Annotated in this window: 30 protein-coding genes, 2 tRNA genes and 4 rRNA genes; 8 read left to right on the top strand and 28 right to left on the bottom strand. The window is 51.5% G+C overall.

Annotated elements, in window-relative coordinates; genetic code table 11:
* Positions 1-5: 5 nt before the first annotated feature.
* Both NQ842_RS03265 and NQ842_RS03260 read left to right on the top strand, forming a co-directional pair.
* Positions 6-1109: an amino acid ABC transporter permease gene (locus NQ842_RS03265; protein WP_014833506.1), complete on the top strand. Its 1104-nt coding sequence runs from the start codon at positions 6-8 to the stop codon at positions 1107-1109.
* Between the two features lie 7 nt (positions 1110-1116).
* Positions 1117-1875: an amino acid ABC transporter ATP-binding protein gene (locus NQ842_RS03260; protein ID WP_014171880.1), complete on the top strand. Its 759-nt coding sequence runs from the start codon at positions 1117-1119 to the stop codon at positions 1873-1875.
* 106 nt (positions 1876-1981) lie between these two features.
* On the opposite strand, the gene rrf (NQ842_RS03255) is transcribed toward NQ842_RS03260, so the two are convergent.
* The 6 genes from rrf (NQ842_RS03255) to NQ842_RS03230 form a co-directional block, all read right to left on the bottom strand.
* Positions 1982-2097, bottom strand: a 5S ribosomal RNA gene (rrf, locus tag NQ842_RS03255).
* Positions 2098-2140: 43 nt separating this feature from the next.
* Positions 2141-2216: transfer RNA gene (locus NQ842_RS03250), tRNA-Thr, on the bottom strand.
* A 14-nt stretch (positions 2217-2230) separates the two neighbouring features.
* Positions 2231-2346 (bottom strand): 5S ribosomal RNA (gene rrf / locus NQ842_RS03245).
* A gap of 69 nt (positions 2347-2415) precedes the next feature.
* Positions 2416-5320, bottom strand: a 23S ribosomal RNA gene (locus NQ842_RS03240).
* Between the two features lie 182 nt (positions 5321-5502).
* Positions 5503-5578 (bottom strand) — tRNA-Glu (locus tag NQ842_RS03235).
* Positions 5579-5662: 84 nt separating this feature from the next.
* A 16S ribosomal RNA gene (locus tag NQ842_RS03230) occupies positions 5663-7202 on the bottom strand.
* The 16S, 23S and 5S rRNA genes sit together here with 2 tRNA genes alongside, the layout of an rRNA operon.
* Positions 7203-7676: 474 nt before the next feature.
* On the opposite strand from NQ842_RS03230, the gene NQ842_RS03225 reads away from it, so the two are divergent.
* Complete coding sequence (locus NQ842_RS03225) at positions 7677-8231, top strand: gamma carbonic anhydrase family protein (RefSeq protein WP_014833507.1); 555 nt, start codon at positions 7677-7679, stop codon at positions 8229-8231.
* On the opposite strand, the gene NQ842_RS03220 is transcribed toward NQ842_RS03225, so the two are convergent.
* Genes NQ842_RS03220 through dprA form a run of 6 tightly spaced genes read right to left on the bottom strand, consistent with a single transcriptional unit; the run spans position 8207 to position 11990 of the window.
* Positions 8207-8455 (bottom strand): DUF1488 domain-containing protein, encoded by a 249-nt coding sequence (locus NQ842_RS03220; protein ID WP_050861249.1) that lies wholly within the window; start codon positions 8453-8455, stop codon positions 8207-8209. The genes NQ842_RS03225 and NQ842_RS03220 overlap by 25 nt on opposite strands.
* Positions 8452-9270, bottom strand: a complete 819-nt coding sequence (gene aroE, locus NQ842_RS03215; RefSeq protein WP_257256900.1) for a shikimate dehydrogenase — start codon at positions 9268-9270, stop codon at positions 8452-8454. Before aroE ends, NQ842_RS03220 begins: the two co-directional genes overlap by 4 nt.
* A 4-nt stretch (positions 9271-9274) precedes the next feature.
* On the bottom strand, positions 9275-9847 hold the full coding sequence (gene tsaC, locus NQ842_RS03210; RefSeq protein WP_257256489.1) for an L-threonylcarbamoyladenylate synthase type 1 TsaC: 573 nt from the start codon (positions 9845-9847) through the stop codon (positions 9275-9277).
* Between the two features lie 4 nt (positions 9848-9851).
* A complete protein-coding gene (locus NQ842_RS03205) occupies positions 9852-10394 on the bottom strand; it encodes a type I DNA topoisomerase (RefSeq protein WP_014833511.1) in 543 nt (180 codons plus the stop codon).
* A gap of 26 nt (positions 10395-10420) precedes the next feature.
* Positions 10421-10894: a DUF494 family protein Smg gene (gene smg, locus NQ842_RS03200; protein WP_013099011.1), complete on the bottom strand. Its 474-nt coding sequence runs from the start codon at positions 10892-10894 to the stop codon at positions 10421-10423.
* Positions 10866-11990: a DNA-protecting protein DprA gene (dprA, locus tag NQ842_RS03195; protein WP_062935215.1), complete on the bottom strand. Its 1125-nt coding sequence runs from the start codon at positions 11988-11990 to the stop codon at positions 10866-10868. Before dprA ends, smg begins: the two co-directional genes overlap by 29 nt.
* Before the next feature lie 127 nt (positions 11991-12117).
* Here dprA and def point away from each other — a divergent pair, with 127 nt between their 5' ends.
* From def to mscL, 5 genes are all read left to right on the top strand, one after another.
* Positions 12118-12627, top strand: coding sequence for a peptide deformylase (gene def, locus NQ842_RS03190; RefSeq protein WP_013099013.1), 510 nt, complete (start codon positions 12118-12120; stop codon positions 12625-12627).
* A gap of 25 nt (positions 12628-12652) precedes the next feature.
* On the top strand, positions 12653-13600 hold the full coding sequence (gene fmt / locus NQ842_RS03185) for a methionyl-tRNA formyltransferase (protein WP_014833513.1): 948 nt from the start codon (positions 12653-12655) through the stop codon (positions 13598-13600).
* Between the two features lie 52 nt (positions 13601-13652).
* Entirely contained in the window at positions 13653-14939 is a 1287-nt protein-coding gene (rsmB, locus tag NQ842_RS03180) for a 16S rRNA (cytosine(967)-C(5))-methyltransferase RsmB (protein WP_257256488.1), read from the top strand.
* A gap of 22 nt (positions 14940-14961) precedes the next feature.
* Positions 14962-16338 carry a Trk system potassium transporter TrkA gene (trkA, locus tag NQ842_RS03175; RefSeq protein ID WP_013099016.1) on the top strand — a complete coding sequence of 459 codons (1377 nt, stop codon included), beginning with the start codon at positions 14962-14964 and terminating at the stop codon, positions 16336-16338.
* A gap of 145 nt (positions 16339-16483) precedes the next feature.
* Entirely contained in the window at positions 16484-16894 is a 411-nt protein-coding gene (gene mscL, locus NQ842_RS03170; protein WP_014833515.1) for a large-conductance mechanosensitive channel protein MscL, read from the top strand.
* Here the strand turns inward: mscL and NQ842_RS03165 are convergent.
* The 16 genes from NQ842_RS03165 to rpsH all read right to left on the bottom strand — a co-directional run bounded on the left by NQ842_RS03165 (position 16891) and on the right by rpsH (position 24999).
* Positions 16891-17106, bottom strand: coding sequence for an alternative ribosome-rescue factor A (locus NQ842_RS03165; protein ID WP_248042710.1), 216 nt, complete (start codon positions 17104-17106; stop codon positions 16891-16893). The genes mscL and NQ842_RS03165 overlap by 4 nt on opposite strands.
* 57 nt (positions 17107-17163) lie before the next feature.
* On the bottom strand, positions 17164-17589 hold the full coding sequence (zntR, locus tag NQ842_RS03160) for a Zn(2+)-responsive transcriptional regulator (protein WP_014833516.1): 426 nt from the start codon (positions 17587-17589) through the stop codon (positions 17164-17166).
* Between the two features lie 2 nt (positions 17590-17591).
* Positions 17592-17960 carry a DUF1992 domain-containing protein gene (locus NQ842_RS03155; protein WP_257256899.1) on the bottom strand — a complete coding sequence of 123 codons (369 nt, stop codon included), beginning with the start codon at positions 17958-17960 and terminating at the stop codon, positions 17592-17594.
* A gap of 107 nt (positions 17961-18067) precedes the next feature.
* The gene (gene rplQ / locus NQ842_RS03150) at positions 18068-18454 is read right to left on the bottom strand and encodes a 50S ribosomal protein L17 (protein WP_001216372.1); all 387 of its coding nucleotides are present in this window, start codon (positions 18452-18454) and stop codon (positions 18068-18070) included.
* Between the two features lie 40 nt (positions 18455-18494).
* Positions 18495-19484 carry a DNA-directed RNA polymerase subunit alpha gene (locus NQ842_RS03145; RefSeq protein WP_002919219.1) on the bottom strand — a complete coding sequence of 330 codons (990 nt, stop codon included), beginning with the start codon at positions 19482-19484 and terminating at the stop codon, positions 18495-18497.
* A gap of 25 nt (positions 19485-19509) precedes the next feature.
* Positions 19510-20130, bottom strand: a complete 621-nt coding sequence (gene rpsD / locus NQ842_RS03140) for a 30S ribosomal protein S4 (protein WP_003863314.1) — start codon at positions 20128-20130, stop codon at positions 19510-19512.
* Between the two features lie 32 nt (positions 20131-20162).
* Positions 20163-20552, bottom strand: coding sequence for a 30S ribosomal protein S11 (gene rpsK, locus NQ842_RS03135; protein WP_003031137.1), 390 nt, complete (start codon positions 20550-20552; stop codon positions 20163-20165).
* A 16-nt stretch (positions 20553-20568) separates the two neighbouring features.
* On the bottom strand, positions 20569-20925 hold the full coding sequence (gene rpsM, locus NQ842_RS03130) for a 30S ribosomal protein S13 (RefSeq protein WP_013099021.1): 357 nt from the start codon (positions 20923-20925) through the stop codon (positions 20569-20571).
* A 146-nt stretch (positions 20926-21071) separates the two neighbouring features.
* Entirely contained in the window at positions 21072-21188 is a 117-nt protein-coding gene (gene rpmJ, locus NQ842_RS03125; RefSeq protein ID WP_000868187.1) for a 50S ribosomal protein L36, read from the bottom strand.
* A 31-nt stretch (positions 21189-21219) separates the two neighbouring features.
* On the bottom strand, positions 21220-22551 hold the full coding sequence (secY, locus tag NQ842_RS03120) for a preprotein translocase subunit SecY (RefSeq protein ID WP_003863305.1): 1332 nt from the start codon (positions 22549-22551) through the stop codon (positions 21220-21222).
* Positions 22552-22558: 7 nt separating this feature from the next.
* Positions 22559-22993: a 50S ribosomal protein L15 gene (gene rplO / locus NQ842_RS03115; protein ID WP_013099022.1), complete on the bottom strand. Its 435-nt coding sequence runs from the start codon at positions 22991-22993 to the stop codon at positions 22559-22561.
* Between the two features lie 3 nt (positions 22994-22996).
* Complete coding sequence (gene rpmD / locus NQ842_RS03110) at positions 22997-23176, bottom strand: 50S ribosomal protein L30 (protein ID WP_003863301.1); 180 nt, start codon at positions 23174-23176, stop codon at positions 22997-22999.
* A gap of 6 nt (positions 23177-23182) precedes the next feature.
* Complete coding sequence (gene rpsE, locus NQ842_RS03105) at positions 23183-23683, bottom strand: 30S ribosomal protein S5 (RefSeq protein ID WP_003863299.1); 501 nt, start codon at positions 23681-23683, stop codon at positions 23183-23185.
* Positions 23684-23697: 14 nt separating this feature from the next.
* Positions 23698-24051: a 50S ribosomal protein L18 gene (gene rplR / locus NQ842_RS03100; RefSeq protein WP_013099023.1), complete on the bottom strand. Its 354-nt coding sequence runs from the start codon at positions 24049-24051 to the stop codon at positions 23698-23700.
* 9 nt (positions 24052-24060) lie between these two features.
* On the bottom strand, positions 24061-24594 hold the full coding sequence (gene rplF / locus NQ842_RS03095; RefSeq protein ID WP_013099024.1) for a 50S ribosomal protein L6: 534 nt from the start codon (positions 24592-24594) through the stop codon (positions 24061-24063).
* A 12-nt stretch (positions 24595-24606) separates the two neighbouring features.
* Positions 24607-24999 carry a 30S ribosomal protein S8 gene (gene rpsH, locus NQ842_RS03090; RefSeq protein WP_013099025.1) on the bottom strand — a complete coding sequence of 131 codons (393 nt, stop codon included), beginning with the start codon at positions 24997-24999 and terminating at the stop codon, positions 24607-24609.
* Between the last annotated feature and the right edge of the window lie 10 nt (positions 25000-25009).

Here is a 25009-nt window from a genome sequence, read left to right as displayed (position 1 = left end):
CTATGATGACTAAAGCGATATTGTCGCACTCCTCGCGTCCTGCCCACTCGACAGGTGGACGTTTTATTCTCTGGGCGCGTAAGAATCTGTTCTCCAGCTGGAGTAACAGCCTGCTGACGATTGTTTGCCTGTGGCTTATGTGGGAGTTGATCCCGCCACTCGTTAACTGGGCTTTCTTGCAGGCTAACTGGGTTGGTTCAACCCGGGCAGACTGTACCAAAGCAGGGGCTTGCTGGGTGTTTATCCACGAGCGTTTTGGTCAGTTCATGTATGGGTTGTATCCACACGAACAGCGCTGGCGGATTAATCTGGCGCTTGTCATTGGCCTCCTCTCCATCGCCGTCATGTTCCTGAAAACGCTGCCGCAACGCGGACGGTACATCGCCTGCTGGGCGGTGGTGTATCCGGTTGTTGTGTGGGTACTGCTGTACGGTGGTTTTCTGGGGCTGGAACGCGTGGAAACCCGACAGTGGGGCGGGTTAACGCTGACGCTGATTATTGCTTCTGTGGGGATCGCAGGCGCACTGCCATGGGGCATTCTGCTGGCACTTGGGCGTCGCTCAAAAATGCCCGTTGTCCGCGTGCTTTCCGTTATTTTCATTGAGTTCTGGCGTGGTGTACCGCTTATCACCGTTCTGTTCATGTCTTCAGTCATGTTGCCACTGTTTATGGCAGAAGGCACGACGATAGACAAACTGATCCGTGCCCTGGTGGGGGTCATTCTGTTCCAGTCTGCCTACGTTGCGGAAGTAGTACGTGGTGGTCTGCAGGCATTACCTAAAGGACAGTATGAAGCAGCGGAATCACTCGCACTCGGCTACTGGAAAACACAGGGGCTGGTCATCCTCCCGCAAGCGCTCAAGCTGGTTATCCCGGGGCTGGTGAACACCATCATCGCCCTCTTCAAAGATACCAGCCTGGTAATCATCATCGGATTGTTCGATCTCTTTAGCAGCGTGCAGCAGGCAACGGTTGACCCTGTCTGGCTTGGCATGTCCACCGAGGGTTATGTCTTTGCTGCTCTGATCTACTGGATCTTTTGTTTTAGCATGTCGCGCTATAGCCAGCATCTGGAAAAGCGCTTTAACACCGGGCGTACACCGCACTGAGGAAATTATGAGCCAAATTACTATGACACCCGCCGACGCGATGATTACGCTGGAAAACGTGAATAAATGGTACGGGCAGTTTCATGTCCTGAAAGATATCAATCTTAAGGTCAAGCAGGGCGAACGTATTGTACTTTGCGGCCCTTCCGGGTCCGGAAAATCGACAACCATTCGCTGCATCAATCACCTTGAGGAACATCAGCAGGGGCGTATTGTTGTGGATGGTATCGAGCTGAATGAAGATATTCGCAATATCGAACGCGTGCGTCAGGAAGTCGGGATGGTGTTTCAGCACTTTAACCTGTTCCCCCATCTGACGGTTCTGCAGAACTGTACGCTTGCGCCGATTTGGGTACGCAAAATGCCGAAAAAGGAAGCTGAAGCGTTAGCGATGCACTATCTGGAACGTGTACGTATTGCTGAACACGCCAATAAATTTCCAGGACAGATATCGGGTGGCCAGCAGCAGCGTGTGGCAATCGCCCGTTCCCTGTGCATGAAGCCCAAAATTATGCTGTTTGATGAACCAACTTCAGCGCTGGATCCAGAGATGGTAAAAGAAGTTCTGGATACCATGATTGGGCTGGCGCAATCCGGAATGACTATGCTGTGTGTAACTCACGAAATGGGGTTCGCCAGAACCGTGGCTGACCGGGTGATCTTTATGGATCGAGGTGAAATTGTCGAGCAGGCGCCGCCGGATGAGTTCTTTGCCCATCCTAAATCAGAACGTACGCGCGCTTTCCTGTCGCAGGTGATTCATTAATCGTTTGTTATGCCGGGTGGCGGCTTCGCCTTACCCGGCCTACGCTGTGTGCAGTGTAGAAATGCAAAAAGGCCATCCTTTCGGATGGCCTTTTCACTTAATTGATGTCTGGCAGTTCCCTACTCTCACATGGGGAGACCCCACACTACCATCGGCGCTACGGCGTTTCACTTCTGAGTTCGGCATGGGGTCAGGTGGGACCACCGCGCTAAAGCCGCCAGACAAATTCTTTTACTTCTTGCCGAACTTTAACCTAAGTATAAAGTGGTGCTGATACCCAGAGTCGAACTGGGGACCTCACCCTTACCAAGGGTGCGCTCTACCAACTGAGCCATATCAGCACACTAAATTTGATGCCTGGCAGTTCCCTACTCTCACATGGGGAGACCCCACACTACCATCGGCGCTACGGCGTTTCACTTCTGAGTTCGGCATGGGGTCAGGTGGGACCACCGCGCTAAAGCCGCCAGGCAAATTCTGTTATCTGTATCAGGCTGAAAATCTTCTGTCTCTCGTCCGCCGAAACAGCTTCGGCGTTGTAAGGTTAAGCCTCACGGTTCATTAGTATCGGTTAGCTCAACGCATCGCTGCGCTTACACACCCGACCTATCAACGTCGTCGTCTTCAACGTTCCTTCAGGAGACTTTAAGTCTCAGGGAGAACTCATCTCGGGGCAAGTTTCGTGCTTAGATGCTTTCAGCACTTATCTCTTCCGCATTTAGCTACCGGGCAGTGCCATTGGCATGACAACCCGAACACCAGTGATGCGTCCACTCCGGTCCTCTCGTACTAGGAGCAGCCCCCCTCAATTCTCCAGCGCCCACGGCAGATAGGGACCGAACTGTCTCACGACGTTCTAAACCCAGCTCGCGTACCACTTTAAATGGCGAACAGCCATACCCTTGGGACCTACTTCAGCCCCAGGATGTGATGAGCCGACATCGAGGTGCCAAACACCGCCGTCGATATGAACTCTTGGGCGGTATCAGCCTGTTATCCCCGGAGTACCTTTTATCCGTTGAGCGATGGCCCTTCCATTCAGAACCACCGGATCACTATGACCTGCTTTCGCACCTGCTCGAGCCGTCACTCTCGCAGTCAAGCTAGCTTATGCCATTGCACTAACCTCCTGATGTCCGACCAGGATTAGCTAACCTTCGTGCTCCTCCGTTACTCTTTGGGAGGAGACCGCCCCAGTCAAACTACCCACCAGACACTGTCCGCAACCCGGATCACGGGTCTACGTTAGAACACCAGCCATTAAAGGGTGGTATTTCAAGGTTGGCTCCACGCAGACTGGCGTCCACGCTTCAAAGCCTCCCACCTATCCTACACATCAAGGACCAGTGTTCAGTGTCAAGCTATAGTAAAGGTTCACGGGGTCTTTCCGTCTTGCCGCGGGTACACTGCATCTTCACAGCGAGTTCAATTTCACTGAGTCTCGGGTGGAGACAGCCTGGCCATCATTACGCCATTCGTGCAGGTCGGAACTTACCCGACAAGGAATTTCGCTACCTTAGGACCGTTATAGTTACGGCCGCCGTTTACCGGGGCTTCGATCAAGAGCTTCGCGTTACCGCTAACCCCATCAATTAACCTTCCGGCACCGGGCAGGCGTCACACCGTATACGTCCACTTTCGTGTTTGCACAGTGCTGTGTTTTTAATAAACAGTTGCAGCCAGCTGGTATCTTCGACTGATTTCAGCTCCACCCGCAGGGGCTTCACCTACATATCAGCGTGCCTTCTCCCGAAGTTACGGCACCATTTTGCCTAGTTCCTTCACCCGAGTTCTCTCAAGCGCCTTGGTATTCTCTACCTGACCACCTGTGTCGGTTTGGGGTACGATTTCGTGTTACCTGATGCTTAGAGGCTTTTCCTGGAAGCAGGGCATTTGTTACTTCAGCACCGTAGTGCCTCGTCATCACACCTCAGCGTTAAAAAGGTACCGGATTTACCTGGAACCTCCGCCTACATGCTTAAACCGGGACAACCGTCGCCCGGCTAACATAGCCTTCTCCGTCCCCCCTTCGCAGTAACACCAAGTACAGGAATATTAACCTGTTTCCCATCGACTACGCCTTTCGGCCTCGCCTTAGGGGTCGACTCACCCTGCCCCGATTAACGTTGGACAGGAACCCTTGGTCTTCCGGCGAGCGGGCTTTTCACCCGCTTTATCGTTACTTATGTCAGCATTCGCACTTCTGATACCTCCAGCAACCCTCACAGGCCACCTTCAACGGCTTACAGAACGCTCCCCTACCCAACAACACATAGTGTCGCTGCCGCAGCTTCGGTGCATGGTTTAGCCCCGTTACATCTTCCGCGCAGGCCGACTCGACCAGTGAGCTATTACGCTTTCTTTAAATGATGGCTGCTTCTAAGCCAACATCCTGGCTGTCTGGGCCTTCCCACATCGTTTCCCACTTAACCATGACTTTGGGACCTTAGCTGGCGGTCTGGGTTGTTTCCCTCTTCACGACGGACGTTAGCACCCGCCGTGTGTCTCCCGTGATAACATTCTTCGGTATTCGTAGTTTGCATCGGGTTGGTAAGCCGGGATGGCCCCCTAGCCGAAACAGTGCTCTACCCCCGAAGATGAGTTCACGAGGCGCTACCTAAATAGCTTTCGGGGAGAACCAGCTATCTCCCGGTTTGATTGGCCTTTCACCCCCAGCCACAAGTCATCCGCTAATTTTTCAACATTAGTCGGTTCGGTCCTCCAGTTAGTGTTACCCAACCTTCAACCTGCCCATGGCTAGATCACCGGGTTTCGGGTCTATACCCTGCAACTTAACGCCCAGTTAAGACTCGGTTTCCCTTCGGCTCCCCTATACGGTTAACCTTGCTACAGAATATAAGTCGCTGACCCATTATACAAAAGGTACGCAGTCACACCACGAAGGTGCTCCCACTGCTTGTACGTACACGGTTTCAGGTTCTTTTTCACTCCCCTCGCCGGGGTTCTTTTCGCCTTTCCCTCACGGTACTGGTTCACTATCGGTCAGTCAGGAGTATTTAGCCTTGGAGGATGGTCCCCCCATATTCAGACAGGATACCACGTGTCCCGCCCTACTCTTCGAGTTCACAACCTGTGCATTTTCGTGTACGGGACTTTCACCCTGTACCGTGCGACTTTCCAGACGCTTCCACTAACACACAAGCTGATTCAGACTCTGGGCTGCTCCCCGTTCGCTCGCCGCTACTGGGGGAATCTCGGTTGATTTCTTTTCCTCGGGGTACTTAGATGTTTCAGTTCCCCCGGTTCGCCTCGTTAACCTATGTATTCAGTTAACGATAGTGCAACGAATTGCACTGGGTTTCCCCATTCGGACATCGCCGGGTCAAGGGTTCATATCACCTCGCCGGCGCTTTTCGCAGATTAGCACGTCCTTCATCGCCTCTGACTGCCAGGGCATCCACCGTGTACGCTTAGTCGCTTAACCTCACAACCCGAAGATGTTTCACTTCTGATTGCGAAAATTTGAGAGACTCGAACACACATAACATGTGTGTCGTTTCAATTTTCAGCTTGATCCAGATTTTTAAAGAGCAAATATCTCAAACATGACTCGCAAGTCAGTTTTGAGATATGACGGCAGGTGACTTTCACTCACGAACCAGCAAGTGGCGTCCCCTAGGGGATTCGAACCCCTGTTACCGCCGTGAAAGGGCGGTGTCCTGGGCCTCTAGACGAAGGGGACGTACAGTCTCAATCGCAAGACGCCTTGCTATTTACTTTTCATCAGACAATCTGTGTGAGCACTTCAAAGGCAGGTTCTTTAAGGTAAGGAGGTGATCCAACCGCAGGTTCCCCTACGGTTACCTTGTTACGACTTCACCCCAGTCATGAATCACAAAGTGGTAAGCGCCCTCCCGAAGGTTAAGCTACCTACTTCTTTTGCAACCCACTCCCATGGTGTGACGGGCGGTGTGTACAAGGCCCGGGAACGTATTCACCGTAGCATTCTGATCTACGATTACTAGCGATTCCGACTTCATGGAGTCGAGTTGCAGACTCCAATCCGGACTACGACGCACTTTATGAGGTCCGCTTGCTCTCGCGAGGTCGCTTCTCTTTGTATGCGCCATTGTAGCACGTGTGTAGCCCTGGTCGTAAGGGCCATGATGACTTGACGTCATCCCCACCTTCCTCCAGTTTATCACTGGCAGTCTCCTTTGAGTTCCCGGCCTAACCGCTGGCAACAAAGGATAAGGGTTGCGCTCGTTGCGGGACTTAACCCAACATTTCACAACACGAGCTGACGACAGCCATGCAGCACCTGTCTCACAGTTCCCGAAGGCACCAATCCATCTCTGGAAAGTTCTGTGGATGTCAAGACCAGGTAAGGTTCTTCGCGTTGCATCGAATTAAACCACATGCTCCACCGCTTGTGCGGGCCCCCGTCAATTCATTTGAGTTTTAACCTTGCGGCCGTACTCCCCAGGCGGTCGATTTAACGCGTTAGCTCCGGAAGCCACGCCTCAAGGGCACAACCTCCAAATCGACATCGTTTACGGCGTGGACTACCAGGGTATCTAATCCTGTTTGCTCCCCACGCTTTCGCACCTGAGCGTCAGTCTTTGTCCAGGGGGCCGCCTTCGCCACCGGTATTCCTCCAGATCTCTACGCATTTCACCGCTACACCTGGAATTCTACCCCCCTCTACAAGACTCTAGCCTGCCAGTTTCGAATGCAGTTCCCAGGTTGAGCCCGGGGATTTCACATCCGACTTGACAGACCGCCTGCGTGCGCTTTACGCCCAGTAATTCCGATTAACGCTTGCACCCTCCGTATTACCGCGGCTGCTGGCACGGAGTTAGCCGGTGCTTCTTCTGCGGGTAACGTCAATTGCTGTGGTTATTAACCACAACACCTTCCTCCCCGCTGAAAGTACTTTACAACCCGAAGGCCTTCTTCATACACGCGGCATGGCTGCATCAGGCTTGCGCCCATTGTGCAATATTCCCCACTGCTGCCTCCCGTAGGAGTCTGGACCGTGTCTCAGTTCCAGTGTGGCTGGTCATCCTCTCAGACCAGCTAGGGATCGTCGCCTAGGTGAGCCGTTACCCCACCTACTAGCTAATCCCATCTGGGCACATCTGATGGCAAGAGGCCCGAAGGTCCCCCTCTTTGGTCTTGCGACGTTATGCGGTATTAGCTACCGTTTCCAGTAGTTATCCCCCTCCATCAGGCAGTTTCCCAGACATTACTCACCCGTCCGCCACTCGTCACCCGAGAGCAAGCTCTCTGTGCTACCGTTCGACTTGCATGTGTTAGGCCTGCCGCCAGCGTTCAATCTGAGCCATGATCAAACTCTTCAATTTAAAAGTTTGATGCTCAATGAATTAAACTTCGTAATGAATTACGTGTTCACTCGTTGAGACTTGGTATTCATTTAGTGTCCGAAGACATCAAGAATCCATGTCACTTTGAGTGCCCACACAGATTGTCTGATAAATTGTTAAAGAGCAGTTGCGACGCGCTTCAGCGCTCTGTCGCGAGGTGGCGTATATTACGCTTTCCTCTTTCAGAGTCAACCCTGATTTTCAGGATTTTTTCTCTTCAACCGACCGGGTTGTTTGTGAAGTGATTCACATCCGCCGTGTCGATGGAGGCGCATTATAGGGATCCCATTTTTAAGCACAAGTATTTTTTAGATCTTTTTTTCTGACTGCTGATTTTCCGCGCTTTTCGCTGAAATCCCGCCCGATCTGCTTAAATATTGACGTAATTTGCCTTGCCTCGATCCAATAATATGATCAAAGTCTTCTGTATAGCGCTCATCTGTCGAGGTAGATATGTCTGCAGTCTTACGTCCTTATAAAGATCTGTTCCCACAAAAAGGCGATCGCGTGATGATCGATGCCAGCAGTGTGGTCATTGGTGATGTCCGAATGGCCGATGATGTCAGCATCTGGCCGCTCGTTGCGATCAGAGGAGACGTTAACTACGTAGCAATCGGCGCACGCACCAATATTCAGGATGGCAGCGTGCTGCATGTCACCCACAAATCCTCCTATAACCCGGACGGCAATCCACTCCTCATCGGAGAGGATGTTACCGTCGGCCATAAAGTCATGCTTCACGGCTGCACGGTCGGAAATCGGGTACTGGTAGGAATGGGGTCGATTCTGCTGGATGGCGTCATCGTGGAGGATGACGTGATGATTGGTGCCGGGAGTCTTGTCCCACAACATAAACGGCTCGAAAGCGGTTATCTCTATTTAGGCAGTCCGGTAAAGCAGATCCGTCCCTTAACAGAAGCGGAAAGAGAAGGTCTGAAATATTCAGCGAATAATTACGTGAAATGGAAAGATGAGTATCTGGATCAGGACAACCAGATCCAGCCCTGATCGTCTTCCTGCTGATCGCGGATTAAATCGCTGGCTTCCTCTTCAAGATCCCAGCGATTTTCACAAAATACCTCTAATGGAGTTGAGCCACCAAAGCGGCGCTCGAGCGTTTCACCGCTAATGGCACATGTCAGTTGCATTCCGTGTACGAGCACCGGAAAACAGACCGCTTGCTTACTCTCGTCCCAGTGTTCTCTGTCGGGAAAGTGGATCGCCTGGTTCACGTCGTGAGTTCCTGCTTCAGCTTTTCAATGACCGGTTCTACAGCGGGTAACACACCGTGCCAGAGCAGTACTGCATGCGCAGCCTGCCCCACCAGCATGCCCAGACCATCAGCCAAATGTTTTGCGCCGTGTTGTTCACACCAGCTCAGGAAGGGGGTTTTCCCTTTCTGATAAAACATGTCGTAGCAATAGAGGTGGCTGTTTATCAACGAGGACGGGATCGCCGGTACTTCACCACCAATGCCGCTGGAGGTGGCATTAATGATAAGATCAAACTCATGATGAGCAAGTTCATCAAGAGCGATCGCGCTCACGCTGCCAGTATGTGCAAACAACGCCGCCAGCGCTTCCGCTCGGGCAAAGGTTCGATTGGTAATAGTGACCGCACAATCCAGTGAAAGGAGCGGTAACAATACGCCTCGCGATGCCCCACCGGCACCAATCAACATAACCCGGAACCCGGGTTTGATGAATGAGAGCCTTTCCAGGTCGCTCAGTAAGCCGATTCCGTCAGTGTTGTCTCCCAAAAGGCGGCCATCCTCCAGCCGTTTAAGCGTATTCACGGCACCCGCAAGAGAAGCGCGCTCAGTCAGCTCATCCGCACGTTCAAAAGCGTCTTCTTTAAAAGGCACTGTCACATTGGCACCTTTCCCCCCCGCGTCAAAAAAAGCATTCAGGGTGGTAACAAAGGCATCAACAGGTGCCAGCACTCGGCCATAGGGATGATCTATCTGCAGTTGTTCAGCAAACTGCTGATGGATCAACGGCGACTTGCTGTGTGCGATCGGATTACCAAAAACGGCATAGGTTTCCATCATATTACCCCTGGCGAAAACGTTCGCCGGTCAAGGCGTCGCGGATTTCCGATGGATTAAGACGACCTCCGGTTTCACCGACGGCTACCGGGAAGTCATTCCCGAACTGCGCCAGCACCTCTTCGGTGCTCCGGCAAGGAGGCTGCCCGGTAAGGTTGGCACTGGTTGAGACCAGCGGTTTACCAAACGCCAGACATAGCTCAACCACCAGCGGATGATCGGTGACACGGACAGCGAGGGAATCGAAACGGCCTGTTAACCAGCGGGGCGTTGTTAGCTGCGCCGGGAAAACAAAGGTCACCGGCCCTGGCCACGCAGAGAAAATGGTATCCCGTTGCGCCGGCGTGAGCATGGAATCATCAATATAAGGTTTAAGCTGCTCATAATTAGCAGCGATCAAAATCAATCCTTTTTCGACAGGTCTCTGTTTTAGCGTAAGTAAGCGATTCACAGCTGTCTCGCTGTCAGGATCGCAACCGACCCCAAAGACAGCTTCTGTTGGATAGGCGATGACTTCTTCATTTTTCAGAACCTCCACTGCATGCGCAATGGATCCTGATGGCAGGTTATTATTCACAGGTTTAATCCGCCGAAACCGGCTTTCCACATTGTTTACTGGCACAAAAGCGTTTCATACCTTGCGCCGTTTTCTTCTCTATAAGTAACGGATAATCGCAATGAGGGCAGATACCCGCTACCGGTTTAAAATTGATAACGAACTGGCATTCAGGATAGCGATCGCAGGAATGGAAGGTCTTGCCAAAACGAGAACGACGCTGTACCAGTTGTCCACGCTGGCACTGGGGACAGGCAATTGCTGTTTCATCTGGCTTATCAATTTGTTCTGTATGCTCACATTCAGGATAGCGACTGCAACCAATAAACATACCAAAACGGCCCTGGCGTAACGCCAGTTCACCGCCGCACTGTGGGCAAAGTTGCCCCTCCAGAATTTTAACGATATGTCCGTCCGCCTGGCTCTTCAGGGGACGAACATAATCACATTCCGGATAGTGTGAACAACCGAGAAACGGACCGTGTTTCCCGGACCGAATGACAAGTTCAGCCCCGCACTGTGGGCAGGGCTCGTTTTTATGCACCGTGAACAGTGCTGATTTGGCCATAACAACTCTTGGTGCTGCACATTGAATTAGTGCAGCATACCTTCATTCACTTCAAAGAGTAATTCTTCCATTTGCTGATAGGCATTTTCACAGCCTGGAATATTAAACAGAACCATCAGGATCACCCACTTAAGGTCATCCAGTTCGAACTCTGCCGTATCCAGCGCCATAACGCGCTCTATCACCATTTCTCTTGTTTCGAGGTTTAGCACCTGAATCTGCTCAAGGAATAAGATGAATCCCCGGCAGCTGGCGTCCAGCCTTTCACACTCTTCAGCGGTATAAATGCGCACAGACAATGGGTCAGAAGCAAGCTGCATCGGTTCGGCAAGGCCTTCCTGATAATCAGCCAGTTTTTCCAGCCACATCAACGCATTATAAATATCTTCCCGTTCAAACCCCGCATCGGTAAGATCCTGTGTCAATTTGTCCTGATCCACTCGCATTTCTGCTTCGTTATGGATGTAAGTCTCAAACAAATACATCAGTACGTCGAACATGGCTTGCCCTCCTCAATCGGACATAGCCGCCGGGTACAGCTGCGATCCACCCTGCTAACTCCAGTTCGAGTAGCTGTGCTACCGTTACTGGCACAGGTTGGCCGGCACGTTCAGCGACAACGTCAACAGGTGTTACCTCATCTCCTACGTTAGCCAGGAGGCTGGGAAATGGCAATGCCACCTTCTCCTGATCTGATGAAAAATGTCGCTTTTCGGGTTCATCTGTTAACCAGTGCAAGCCATATTGCAAATTTTCAAGGATGTCCTCGACGCTCGTCACAGGCGTTGCCCCCTGCTTGATGAGCCAGTGGGGGCCCTCACACCCCGGGTTACCTATCGGGCCAGGTAAGGCAAAGACTTCTCGCCCCTGTTCTAGCGCATACCGTGCCGTAACGAGTGAGCCGCTTCTTAAAGCGGCCTCCACCACCAGCACGCCCAGACTCAGACCGCTGATAATTCGGTTACGACGTGGAAAATTTGCCGGCCAGGGCGGCGCTGACAGCGGGAACTCCGACACAATAGCCCCCTCTGATTCGATAAGCCGTGCAGCCAGAGCCTGATGCCGACGGGGATAAATGCTAAACAGCCCGTTTCCAAGCACCGCGACACTTCGCCCTTTTACAGACAGCGCGGCGTGGTGAGCGACGCCGTCAATACCGCAGGCCAGCCCACTGGTGATCGTGAAACCACTTTGTGAAAGTTGTTCGCACAGGATTTTCCCCCATCGCTCACCGTACCAGGATGGTGCGCGGCTACCCACAACCGCCAGTTGAACGGTGTTAAGGGCTTCAGGATTGCCTTTAATAAACAATGCGCCGGGGTAGTCAGGGATCGTGCGAAGTAAAGGGGGGTAACGAGGATCATCCGCCGTCAGCAGATGATTCTCCGGCTGTTCTAGCCACGCCAGATTTCGTTGCAGTTCATTTTCATCAAGCGCAAAGAACTGTTGAGCCTGTTTTGTTGACAGCCCGGCATCTCTGACAACGGCATCATCAATCCTTGTCTGCATAAGTAGTCGCGCTGCCGCTGCGAGCATCTGATCACCACACAGAGAACCTGTGTGGATTAGCCGTAACCATATCTCCGTGGACGTCATCCTATTCCCTGCCATAAGCAGCCTCTGCAATCATTGCGATTGGTCACGGATGCTGTCAATCGATGGGGGATTTGTCTAGAATAGAGATAGTATTCTTATCAACTCCTGAACACGACTCTGGAAATTTATGGCAGTTTTGCAAGTGTTACATATTCCGGACGAGCGCCTTCGCATCGTCGCTGAACCGGTCAAAGAAGTGAATGCAGAAATTCAGCGTATCGTTGATGATATGTTCGATACCATGTACGCCGAAGAAGGCATTGGCCTTGCGGCAACTCAGGTGGACATTCACAAGCGTATTATCGTGATCGACGTTTCTGAGAATCGCGATGGCCGTCTGGTGCTGATCAACCCTGAGCTGTTGGAAAAGAGCGGTGAAACAGGTATTGAGGAAGGTTGTCTGTCCATTCCTGAACAGCGTGCTTTAGTTCCACGTGCCGAAAAAGTGAAAATTCGCGCCCTGGATCGTGAAGGCAACCCGTTCGAACTGGAAGCAGACGATCTGCTGGCGATTTGTATTCAGCATGAGATGGATCACTTGGTCGGTAAACTGTTTATCGATTACCTCTCACCATTGAAGCAGCAGCGTATTCGTCAGAAAGTAGAGAAACTGGATCGTTTGCGCTCTCGCGCATAACATCCCCCCGGATACAAGGATCATCGTGTCTAAAACACTACGTATTATCTTCGCGGGTACCCCTGATTTTGCAGCGCGTCATCTTGACGCGCTGTTATCTTCTGGCCACCAGGTTGTTGGCGTGTTTACCCAACCGGATCGCCCGGCAGGCCGTGGTAAAAAGCTCATGCCCAGCCCGGTGAAAGTGCTGGCAGAAGAACATGGGTTACCGGTTTATCAGCCAGCATCCCTGCGGCCACCGGAAAACCAGCAGCTTGTTGCTGACCTGAATGCCGATGTCATGGTGGTGGTGGCTTATGGGTTAATTCTGCCGAAAGCCGTGCTGGATATGCCACGACTGGGTTGTATCAACGTACATGGTTCTTTGCTTCCACGCTGGCGTGGTGCGGCGCCGATCCAACGTTCGCTGTGGGCGGGTGATGCTGAAACCGGTGTTACCATCATGAAGATGGATGTAGGTTTAGACACTGGCGACATGCTGTATAAACTGGCCTGTCCAATTACTGCAGACGATACCAGCGCCACGCTGTATGACAAGCTTGCGGACCTTGGCCCGCAAGGACTCATCAAAACTTTGCAGCAGCTTGCTGATAATACAGCAGCCCCTGAAGTTCAGGATGAGGCCCTGGTAACCTACGCCGAAAAACTCAGCAAAGAAGAGGCGCGGGTCGACTGGTCCCTCTCTGCAGCACAGCTTGAACGTTGCATTCGCGCCTTTAATCCATGGCCGATGAGCTGGATGATGATCGATGAGCAACCTGTCAAAGTCTGGAAAGCCTCCGTCATTGAAGGCAACACATCTGCTGAGCCCGGAACAATTATCGAAGCCAGCAAGAACGGTATCCAGGTGGCAACCGCGGAAGGGATCCTAAATCTGGAATCACTGCAGCCAGCGGGTAAAAAGGCGATGAGCGCTCAGGATCTGTTAAATTCCCGTCGCGAATGGTTTATCCCTGGCACTCGTCTTGCCTGAGCAACTTTATACTTAAAGCCCGGTGTTTCCGGGCATTTTTATTTTTACGGTTATGAAAAAACAAAATCTACGCAGTCTGGCGGCACAGGCCGTTGAGCAGGTTGTCGAGCAGGGTCAGTCACTCAGTAATGTCCTGCCTCCACTGCAGCAAAAAGTGTCCGACAAAGACAAAGCTCTGCTTCAGGAGCTCTGTTTTGGCGTCCTGCGCACCCTTTCTCAGCTTGAGTGGCTGATTAATAAGCTGATGTCGCGCCCCATGACCGGAAAGCAGCGTACCGTGCATTATTTGATTATGGTTGGCTTTTATCAGCTTCTTCATACCCGTATCCCACCTCATGCTGCGTTGGCTGAGACGGTAGAAGGCGCCATCGTGATTAAACGTCCCCAGCTCAAAGGACTGATCAACGGCGTACTGCGTCAGTTCCAGCGCCAGCAGGAAGAACTTCTGGCGGAATTTGAGCAAAGCGAAACCCGTTTCCTGCACCCCGACTGGCTTCTGAATCGCCTCAAAAAAGCGTACCCGCAACGGTGGCAGGAGATTGCCGAAGCGAATAATCAACGTCCGCCGATGTGGTTACGCGTTAACCGTAATCATCATACCCGCGATGCCTGGCTGGCCTTGCTGGAAGAAGCCGGAATGAGTGGTTTCACGCATGACGCCTATCCTGATGCTGTGCGTTTAGCCTCTCCTGTACCGGTGCATGCATTACCCGGGTTCGATGAGGGCTGGGTAACCGTTCAGGACGCTTCTGCCCAGGGCTGTATGACCTGGCTCGAGCCCAAAAATGGCGAACAGATCCTCGACCTGTGTGCCGCTCCTGGCGGCAAAACGACGCATATTCTGGAAGTCGCACCGCAGGCAAACGTAATGGCTGTAGATGTTGATGAGCAGCGTCTTTCGCGTGTATACGATAACCTGAAGCGTTTAGGAATGAAGGCACAGGTTATGCAAGGCGACGGACGTAAGCCCGCAGAATGGTGTGGCGAGACGCATTTCGACCGTATCTTGCTGGATGCTCCCTGCTCAGCAACCGGCGTTATTCGCCGTCATCCGGACATTAAGTGGCTGCGTCGCGATCGTGATATTAAGGAGCTTGCACAGCTGCAATCCGAGATCCTTGATGCCATTTGGCCACACCTGAAACCAGGTGGAACGCTGGTCTATGCAACGTGTTCCATACTTCCTGAAGAGAACAGTCAGCAAATTTCGGCTTTCCTTAAACGCACCCCTGGCGCTACGCTACGCGAGACGGGGACACCGGAGCATCCGGGCCAGCAGAACCTGCCTGGCGCTGAACAGGGTGATGGCTTCTTTTACGCTAAGCTAATCAAAGAGTGATGTTGAGAACAGGTCACGAGATATGAAGATTATCATTCTGGGCGCAGGACAGGTCGGCGGGACGCTGGCGGAAAACCTTGTAGGTGAAAACAACGACATTACGATCGTCGATACCAACGGCGATCGACTGCGCGTTCTGCAGGATAAATTTGACCTTCGCGTTGTGCAGGGGCACGGTTCGCATCCACGTGTCCTCCGTGAAGCCGGTGCTGACGATGCCGATATGTTAGTGGCCGTGACCAGCTCTGATGAAACCAATATGGTCGCTTGTCAGGTGGCCTATTCGCTCTTTAACACGCCGAACCGAATCGCCCGTATCCGCTCCCCGGATTATGTCCGCGATGCGGAAAAACTCTTTAACTCAGAAGCAGTACCAATTGACCATCTCATCGCGCCGGAACAACTGGTTATCGATAATATTTATCGCCTGATCGAATATCCCGGCGCACTGCAGGTCGTGAACTTTGCAGAAGGGAAAGTGAGTCTGGCCGTCGTTAAGGCCTATTATGGCGGTCCGTTGATCGGAAACGCGCTGTCTACTATGCGCGAACATATGCCGCATATCGATACCCGCGTCGCAGCCATTTTCCGTCACGACAGACCTATTCGACCTCAGGGCTCGACCATTGTCGAAGCAGGAGATGAAGTCTTCTTCATTGCTGCTTCTCAACATATTCGTGCCGTTATGAGTGAACTTCAGCGCCTCGAAAAGCCCTACAAACGCATCATGCTGGTCGGCGGTGGTAATATCGGCGCAGGTCTCGCCCGCCGTCTGGAAAAAGACTACAGCGTAAAGTTGATCGAGCGCGATCAACAGCGTGCCTCTGAACTCGCAGAAAAGTTACAAAACACGATCGTGTTTTATGGTGATGCATCGGATCAGGAATTACTGGCCGAAGAGCATATCGATCAAGTTGATCTGTTTATTGCCGTCACCAACGACGATGAAGCAAATATTATGTCCGCCATGCTCGCCAAACGCATGGGGGCAAAAAAGGTGATGGTGCTTATTCAGCGTCGTGCCTATGTTGACCTGGTGCAGGGGAGCGTGATTGATATTGCGATTTCGCCGCAGCAGGCAACGATTTCCGCACTGCTGAGCCATGTACGTAAAGCCGACATTGTTGGCGTGTCATCACTGCGTCGCGGCGTCGCTGAAGCCATTGAAGCTGTCGCTCACGGTGATGAAACCACATCACGCGTGGTGGGTCGTGCCATTGATGAAATTAAGCTGCCACCTGGCACAATCATCGGCGCCGTAGTACGCGGGAATGATGTCATGATTGCCAATGATAATTTGCGTATTGAACAAGGCGATCACGTTATTATGTTCCTGACGGATAAAAAATTTATTACCGACGTCGAACGTTTATTCCAGCCAAGTCCATTCTTCCTTTAATGAGTCAGGTGCTCGTAACAGAGCACCTGAGCATTATCCATCTGATTCCTGTGCCTTTTATTTTCATAACGTTTATTTATCCCCAATGGCAATTAGCTAATCATTTGTTAAACTTATAGTCGTCAGCTGGCACAAGGAGAACATAATGAGTTTTATTAAAGAATTTCGTGAATTTGCGATGCGCGGGAATGTAGTGGATTTGGCAGTGGGTGTCATTATTGGTGCGGCGTTCGGCAAGATCGTTTCATCTTTAGTGGCTGACATTATCATGCCACCTTTAGGGCTGTTAATTGGGGGCATTGATTTCAAACAATTCGCCTTTACGCTTCGGGAAGCCCAGGGGGATATCCCGGCAGTTGTGATGCACTATGGCGTGTTTATTCAGAACGTATTTGATTTCGTGATCGTAGCGTTTGCCATTTTTATGGCCATCAAGCTCATTAACAGGCTGAACCGTAAAAAAGAAGAGCCTGCTGCGGCACCTGCCCCAACGAAAGAAGAAGTGTTACTGACTGAAATTCGCGATCTGTTAAAAGAGCAGAATAATCGCGTTTAACAGCTAAAAGCAGGAAGGCCAGTGGTAAATAAGCGATTCGCTTGCTTGCCACTGGCCTCCCAGTTACTCCGTTTTGCATGCTTGTTTTTACGCAGATAACTTCCCTTCCCTTTTTTGTTCTTTTCAACTCGCTGTCGAAAAAGCGGGTCGTGAAGTAAAGCCTCAATGGCGTTATCTTTAATTTGTCCCTTCGTATGCTGATAGTGACTCATAATTTCTCCTGAGCATGGTTTATGTCGAGGGGAGTCTAGACCCGGGCTGATAAAAAATCAACAACCCTGGGTTTCTCCACTGGCCCCTTGTTCAAGGGCTTCCAGAATTGAGCAATATATACTGCTGTGAGCTGTACCACAGCACGCATCATTCAGTCTTTGCAGGGAGCGCTGCATGGTTTGCAGTTCCTGAATACGCGCTTCCACTTCATCCAGACGGGCCTGGACAATGCTTTTCGATTCCTGACAGGTGTGATGTGCCGGATCGATACGGATCGACAATAGCTCGCGGATCGAATCCAGCGTGAAGCCCAATTGCCGCGCATAACGAATAAACCGCAGCCGTTGCAGATCGTTGTCCGTGTAGAGACGGAATCCACCTTCGGTTCGCACCTCGTGATCGATCATCTGCTGCTTTTCATAGTAACGGATGGTATCCGGCGTCACGTTCGCAAGCTTTGCAAGTTCACCGATACGATACATGCCTACTCCTCATTTATCTTCTGCATCAGTCTTTCACTATACTCACCATGCAGAAAGTCAGTATCAATCCCCGCCTGGCGTAGTTTGAGTTCAACCAGAGCCAACCGGCGACATAATTCTCCGTGCCGTGGATCGTCTTTACGGATCCCTTTCAGCAAGTCAGCAAGCTCAACAGCCTCTTTGCGCTGTTCGAGCTCCGGGGGTAGACACCCCGCATTTTTTAGTAAGCGATATCCAGCCCGTAGTTCAGGGGGAATATGCGAATCATCACCCAGCACGAGCGGTTCACCGCTACCGGGCAGATTATCGAATTCACCTTTTGTTTGGGCATCGCGAATATGGCGTTCTGCCCACTGGTCGAGCAACCACATCATAAACTCCAGGGGATGAACAGAATTAATACAGATATTGTAGAGAAGTGGTGATAGTGCGGATATAAAAAAACCCGCCGGAGCGGGTTTTTTTACGTTACTGCAGATTACTCTGCAGCAGCTTCTGCTTTCGACTCAGAACGATCAACCAGCTCGATGTAAGCCATCGGAGCGTTGTCGCCTGCGCGGAAGCCACACTTCAGAATACGAGTGTAACCACCGGCACGGCTCGCAAAACGCGGGCCCAGCTCGTTAAACAGTTTTGCCACGATCTCGTTATCACGAGTACGGGCGAATGCCAGACGACGATTAGCAACGCTGTCAGTCTTGGCAAGAGTAATCAGCGGCTCAACTACACGACGCAGCTCTTTCGCTTTAGGCAGGGTCGTCTTGATGATTTCATGACGAACCAGTGAACCTGCCATGTTGCGGAACATAGCCTGGCGATGGCTGCTGTTGCGGTTCAGTTGACGACCACTCTTACGATGGCGCATGACCTTATCCTTCTCAGTAAAACCTTAACCTGTGATCCGGTTACTCGTCAGCAATGCTTGCTGGTGGCCAGTTTTCCAGGCGCATGCCCAGAGACAGACCACGTGAAGCCAGCACGTCTTTAATCTCAGTAAGAGATTTTTTACCCAGGTTCGGCGTTTTCAGCAACTCAACCTCGGTACGCTGTACCAGATCACCGATATAGTGGATAGCTTCTGCCTTAAGGCAGTTAGCAGAGCGGACAGTCAATTCGAGATCGTCAACAGGGCGCAGCAGGATCGGATCGAATTCTGGTTTCTCTTCTTTCACTTCCGGCTGACGTACATCACGTAAGTCAACGAAAGCTTCCAGTTGTTCTGCCAGGATGGTTGCCGCACGACGAATCGCCTCTTCAGGATCGATTGTGCCATTGGTTTCCATTTCGATGACCAGCTTGTCCAGGTCGGTACGCTGTTCTACACGCGCTGCTTCAACATTGTAGGCAATACGCTCTACAGGGCTGTAGCATGCGTCGACCAGCAGACGGCCGATTGGGCGCTCATCTTCTTCCGAATGAATTCGGGCAGAAGCCGGCACATAACCACGACCGCGCTGAACTTTGATACGCATGCTAATAGCTGCGTTCTCATCGGTCAGGTGGCAGATCACGTGCTGCGGCTTGACGATTTCAACATCACCGTCGTGGGTGATGTCGGCTGCAGTCACAGGGCCAATGCCAGATTTATTCAGAGTAAGAATAACTTCATCTTTACCCTGAACTCTCACCGCCAGCCCTTTCAGGTTGAGCAGGATTTCAAGGATATCTTCCTGAACGCCTTCTTTGGTGCTGTACTCATGAAGTACACCATCAATCTCAACCTCGGTCACCGCGCAACCCGGCATCGATGAGAGCAGAATACGGCGCAGTGCGTTACCCAGAGTATGGCCAAAGCCACGCTCTAAAGGCTCAAGGGTCACCTTGGCGTGCGTCGAACTCACTTGCTCGATATCTACCAGGCGCGGTTTTAGAAACTCTGTCACAGAACCCTGCATTGTGTCCTCTCTTTGGTACTAAGCTTTACTTGGAGTAAAGCTCGACGATCAGGTGTTCGTTAATGTCCGCAGACAGATCAGAACGTTCTGGCTGACGCTTGAACGTACCTTCCATCTTGCCAGCATCAACTTCCAGCCAGGTTGGCTTTTCACGCTGCTCAGCCAGCTCCAGAGCGGCTTTCACGCGAGATTGCTTTTTCGCTTTCTCACGAATGCTAACAACGTCATTCGCTTTAACCTGATAAGAAGCGATGTTAACAACACGACCGTTTACCATGATTGCTTTGTGGCTAACCAGCTGGCGTGATTCAGCACGAGTAGCGCCGAAGCCCATACGGTATACAACGTTGTCCAGACGACCTTCCAGCAGAGCCAGCAGGTTTTCACCTGTGTTGCCTTTCAGACGTGCTGCTTCTTTATAGTAGTTACGGAACTGACGCTCCAGCACACCGTAGATACGGCGAACTTTTTGCTTTTCACGCAACTGCACACCATAGTCAGACAGACGCGGTTTACGCGCACCGTGCTGGCCAGGAGCTTGTTCAATTTTACACTTGGTATCGATCGCGCGAACGCCAGACTTAAGGAATAAGTCGGTGCCCTCACGACGGCTCAGCTTGAGCTTAGGACCCAAATATCTTGCCATTTTCTATCTCCAACTAACCTAAAAAACGAGCGTTATACGCGACGTTTTTTCGGCGGACGACAACCGTTATGAGGGATCGGAGTCACATCAGTAATATTAGTGATGCGGAAACCAGCGGCGTTCAGAGCGCGAACAGTAGATTCACGACCCGGACCCGGACCTTTAACCATAACTTCCAGATTCTTGATGCCGTATTCTTTTACGGCTTCTGCGCAACGCTCTGCTGCAACCTGAGCTGCAAACGGAGTGGATTTGCGAGAACCACGGAAACCGGAACCACCGGCTGTTGCCCAACCCAATGCGTTACCCTGACGATCAGTAATAGTAACGATGGTGTTGTTGAAAGAAGCATGGATATGAGCCACGCCGTCAGAGACTTGTTTTCTTACACGTTTACGTGCACGAATTGGTGCCTTTGCCATTATTCAATCACCCCGATTATTTCTTGATCGGTTTGCGCGGACCCTTACGGGTACGTGCGTTGGTCTTAGTACGCTGACCGCGCACTGGCAGACCACGACGATGACGCAAACCGCGATAGCAACCAAGATCCATCAGGCGCTTGATGCTCATGCTGATTTCACGGCGCAGATCACCTTCAACGACAAATTTGGCAACTTCGTCACGCAGCGTGTCGATTTGTCCTTCAGACAGCTCACTGATCTTAACATCTTCAGCGATACCCGCTGCAGCCAGGATGGCTTTAGAACGGGTCTTGCCGATGCCGTAGATCGAAGTTAATGCGATCACAGCATGTTTCTGATCAGGAATGTTAATGCCTGCTATACGGGCCACTATGCACTCCTACTATTTAATATGTACGCACCATGCTGAAAAGCCCGTTTTCAGGATACTCAAATGGAAACGTACAGACATACAAAAGATTGGCTGGCTAATCTAGCCAGCTCAACCCAACTTTGCAAGAAAAATATGCGAAATAATCAGCCTTGGCGCTGTTTATGCTTCGGCTCGGCACTGCAAATCACACGGATGACACCATCACGCTTAACGATTTTGCAGTTACGGCATAATTTCTTGACGGAAGCACGAACTTTCATTTTTACTCTCCGTAACTTCTCAGGCGACCAATTAGCGGCCGTAGCCTTTCAGGTTCGCCTTCTTCAATGCAGACTCATACTGACTGGACATCATCAGAGTTTGCACTTGAGCCATAAAGTCCATAATCACGACAACAACGATAAGCAGTGAGGTCCCACCGAAGTAGAACGGTACTTTCATTGCATCACGCATGAACTCCGGGATCAGGCAGATAAAAGTAATGTAAAGCGCACCAACCAAAGTCAGGCGAGTCATTACTTTATCGATATACTTCGCCGTTTGCTCTCCCGGACGAATTCCTGGTACAAATGCACCGGACTTCTTCAGGTTATCTGCTGTTTCACGCGGGTTGAAGACCAACGCCGTGTAGAAGAAACAGAAGAAGATGATCGCAGACGCATAGAGTAACACATAAAGTGGTTGCCCAGGCTGCAAATACAGCGAAATTGTTGTCAGCCAGTTCCAACCAGTACCGCCCCCGAACCATGACGCGATGGTTGCCGGGAACAGAATAATACTGGAAGCGAAGATCGCCGGGATTACCCCTGCCATATTCACTTTCAGCGGCAAATGTGTGCTCTGTGCAGCATAGACACGACGACCCTGCTGACGTTTCGCGTAGTTCACCACAATGCGGCGTTGACCACGTTCAACGAAGACAACAAAGAACGTCACTGCAAATACTAATACTGCAACCAACAGCAACAGGAGGAAGTGCAGGTCGCCTTGACGCGCTTGCTCGATAGTATGGGCGATGGCTGGCGGGAGACCCGCAACAATACCGGCGAAGATAATGATTGAGATACCGTTACCGATACCACGTTCAGTAATCTGTTCGCCGAGCCACATCAGGAACATTGTCCCTGTGACCAGACTAACAACAGCGGTGAAATAGAATGCAAAGCCTGGGTTTAAGACCAGGCCCTGCATACCAGGCATATTCGGAAGACCGGTAGCAATACCGATCGACTGGAATATTGCCAGCACCAGAGTACCGTAGCGGGTGTACTGACTAATCTTACGACGTCCAGACTCCCCTTCTTTCTTCAGTTCTGCCAGGGCCGGATGAACGACCGTCAGCAGCTGGATAATAATGGATGCCGAAATATACGGCATAATACCCAGCGCGAAGATAGAAGCACGGCTGAGAGCACCACCAGAGAACATGTTAAACATTTCAATGATGGTGCCTCGCTGTTGCTCAAGCAGTTTGGCAAGTACAGCGGCATCGATACCAGGGATCGGAATAAAAGAGCCAATACGGAACACAATCAGCGCGCCGATTACAAACAGCAGTCTGCGTTTCAGCTCACCAAATCCACCTTTGGCACTTTGAAAATCTAATCCCGGTTGCTTAGCCATCTGCTACTTATTCCTCAATTTTACCGCCAGCAGCTTCGATAGCAGCACGAGCACCTTTAGTAACACGCAGGCCACGAACAGTTACCGGAGTAGAAACTTCACCAGCCAGGATCACTTTCGCGAACTCGATCTGGATACCGATAATGTTAGCCGCTTTCAGCGTGTTCAGGTCTACAACGCCGCCTTCAACTTTCGCCAGGTCAGACAGACGGACTTCCGCTGTGATCGCTGCTTTGCGAGAAGTGAAGCCGAACTTCGGCAGACGACGGTACAGTGGCATCTGGCCACCCTCGAAACCGCGACGTACGCCACCGCCAGAACGAGAGTTCTGACCTTTGTGACCACGACCACCGGTTTTGCCGAGGCCAGAACCGATACCACGACCCAGGCGTTTACCCGCCTTTTTAGAGCCTTCGGCCGGAGACAGAGTATTTAAACGCATCTCTTACTCCTCAACTTTAACCATGAAGTAAACCGCGTTGACCATACCGCGAACAGCAGGAGTATCCTCGCGCTCAACGGTATGACCAATACGACGCAGACCCAGGCCAAGCAGCGTTGCCTTGTGTTTCGGCAGACGACCGATTGCACTGCGGGTTTGAGTGATTTTAATAGTCTTTGCCATGGTCAATTACCCCAGAATTTCTTCAACGGATTTACCACGCTTGGCAGCGACCATTTCTGGAGAATTCATATTTTCCAGGCCATCAATAGTTGCACGAACCACGTTGATCGGGTTGGTGGAACCGTATGCTTTAGCCAGAACGTTATGAACCCCAGCAACTTCCAGAACGGCGCGCATTGCACCACCGGCGATGATACCGGTACCTTCTGAAGCTGGCTGCATGAATACACGAGAACCCGTGTGAACACCTTTAACTGGGTGCTGCAGGGTGCCGTTGTTCAGCGCGACGTTAATCATATTGCGACGGGCTTTTTCCATCGCTTTCTGGATCGCTGCTGGAACTTCACGCGCTTTACCGTAACCAAAACCAACGCGACCGTTACCATCGCCAACTACAGTCAGAGCTGTGAAGGAGAAAATACGACCACCTTTAACGGTTTTAGATACGCGGTTTACCGCGATCAGCTTTTCCTGCAGTTCGCCAGCTTGTTTTTCGATGTGAGCCATCTTACACCTCTACCTTAGAACTGAAGGCCAGCTTCACGGGCAGCATCTGCCAGTGCCTGGACACGACCATGATATTGGAACCCGGAACGGTCAAAGGATACATTGCTGATGCCTTTTTCCAGAGCGCGTTCAGCAACAGCTTTACCTACAGCTGCAGCAGCGTCTTTGTTACCGGTGTACTTCAATTGTTCTGCGATAGCTTTTTCTACAGTAGAAGCAGCTACCAGAACTTCAGAACCGTTCGGTGCAATTACCTGTGCGTAAATGTGACGCGGGGTACGATGTACCACCAGGCGAGTTGCACCCAGCTCTTTGAGCTTGCGGCGTGCGCGGGTCGCACGACGGATACGAGCAGATTTCTTATCCATAGTGTTACCTTACTTCTTCTTAGCCTCTTTGGTACGCACGACTTCGTCGGCGTAACGAACACCCTTGCCTTTATAAGGCTCAGGACGACGGTAGGCGCGCAGATCTGCTGCAACCTGACCAATCAGCTGTTTATCAGCGCCTTTCAGCACGATCTCAGTCTGAGTTGGACATTCTGCAGTGATACCGGCCGGCAGCGGATGCTCAACAGGGTGAGAGAAGCCCAGAGACAGGCCTACTGCATTCCCTTTGATCGCTGCACGATAACCTACACCAACCAGCTGCAGCTTCTTAGTGAAGCCTTCGGTAACACCGATAACCATTGAGTTCAGCAGGGCACGCGCGGTACCAGCCTGAGCCCAGCCGTCTGCGTAACCATCACGCGGACCGAAGGTCAGAGCATTATCTGCATGTTTAACTTCAACAGCATCGTTGAGAGTACGAGTCAGCTCGCCGTTTTTACCTTTGATCGTAATAACCTGACCGTTGATTTTTACATCAACGCCGGCAGGAACAACGACCGGTGCTTTAGCAACACGAGACATTTTTTCCTCCGATTAGGCTACGTAGCAGATAATTTCGCCGCCAAGACCAGCCTGGCGCGCTGCACGATCAGTCATAACACCTTTAGAGGTAGAAACAACTGCGATACCCAGACCGGCCATAACTTTTGGCAGCTCATCTTTTTTCTTATAGATGCGCAGACCTGGGCGGCTGACACGCTGAATGCTTTCTACAACAGCTTTACCCTGGAAGTACTTAAGAGTCACTTCCAGTTCCGGCTTGGTGTCGCCTTCAACTTTAAAATCTTCAATAAAACCTTCGTCCTTCAGCACGTTGGCGATTGCCACTTTCAGCTTGGAGGAAGGCATGGTGACCGCAGCTTTATTCGCGGCCTGACCGTTACGGATACGGGTCAGCATATCCGCGATCGGATCTTGCATGCTCATCTGTCTTTAC

Origin of the sequence: Enterobacter cloacae complex sp. R_G8 (assembly GCF_024599795.1) — a bacterium.
GTDB lineage: Bacteria > Pseudomonadota > Gammaproteobacteria > Enterobacterales > Enterobacteriaceae > Enterobacter > Enterobacter dissolvens.
The sequence above is the reverse complement of the archived record's forward strand: the minus strand, read 5'-3'. Positions and strand labels throughout refer to the sequence as shown.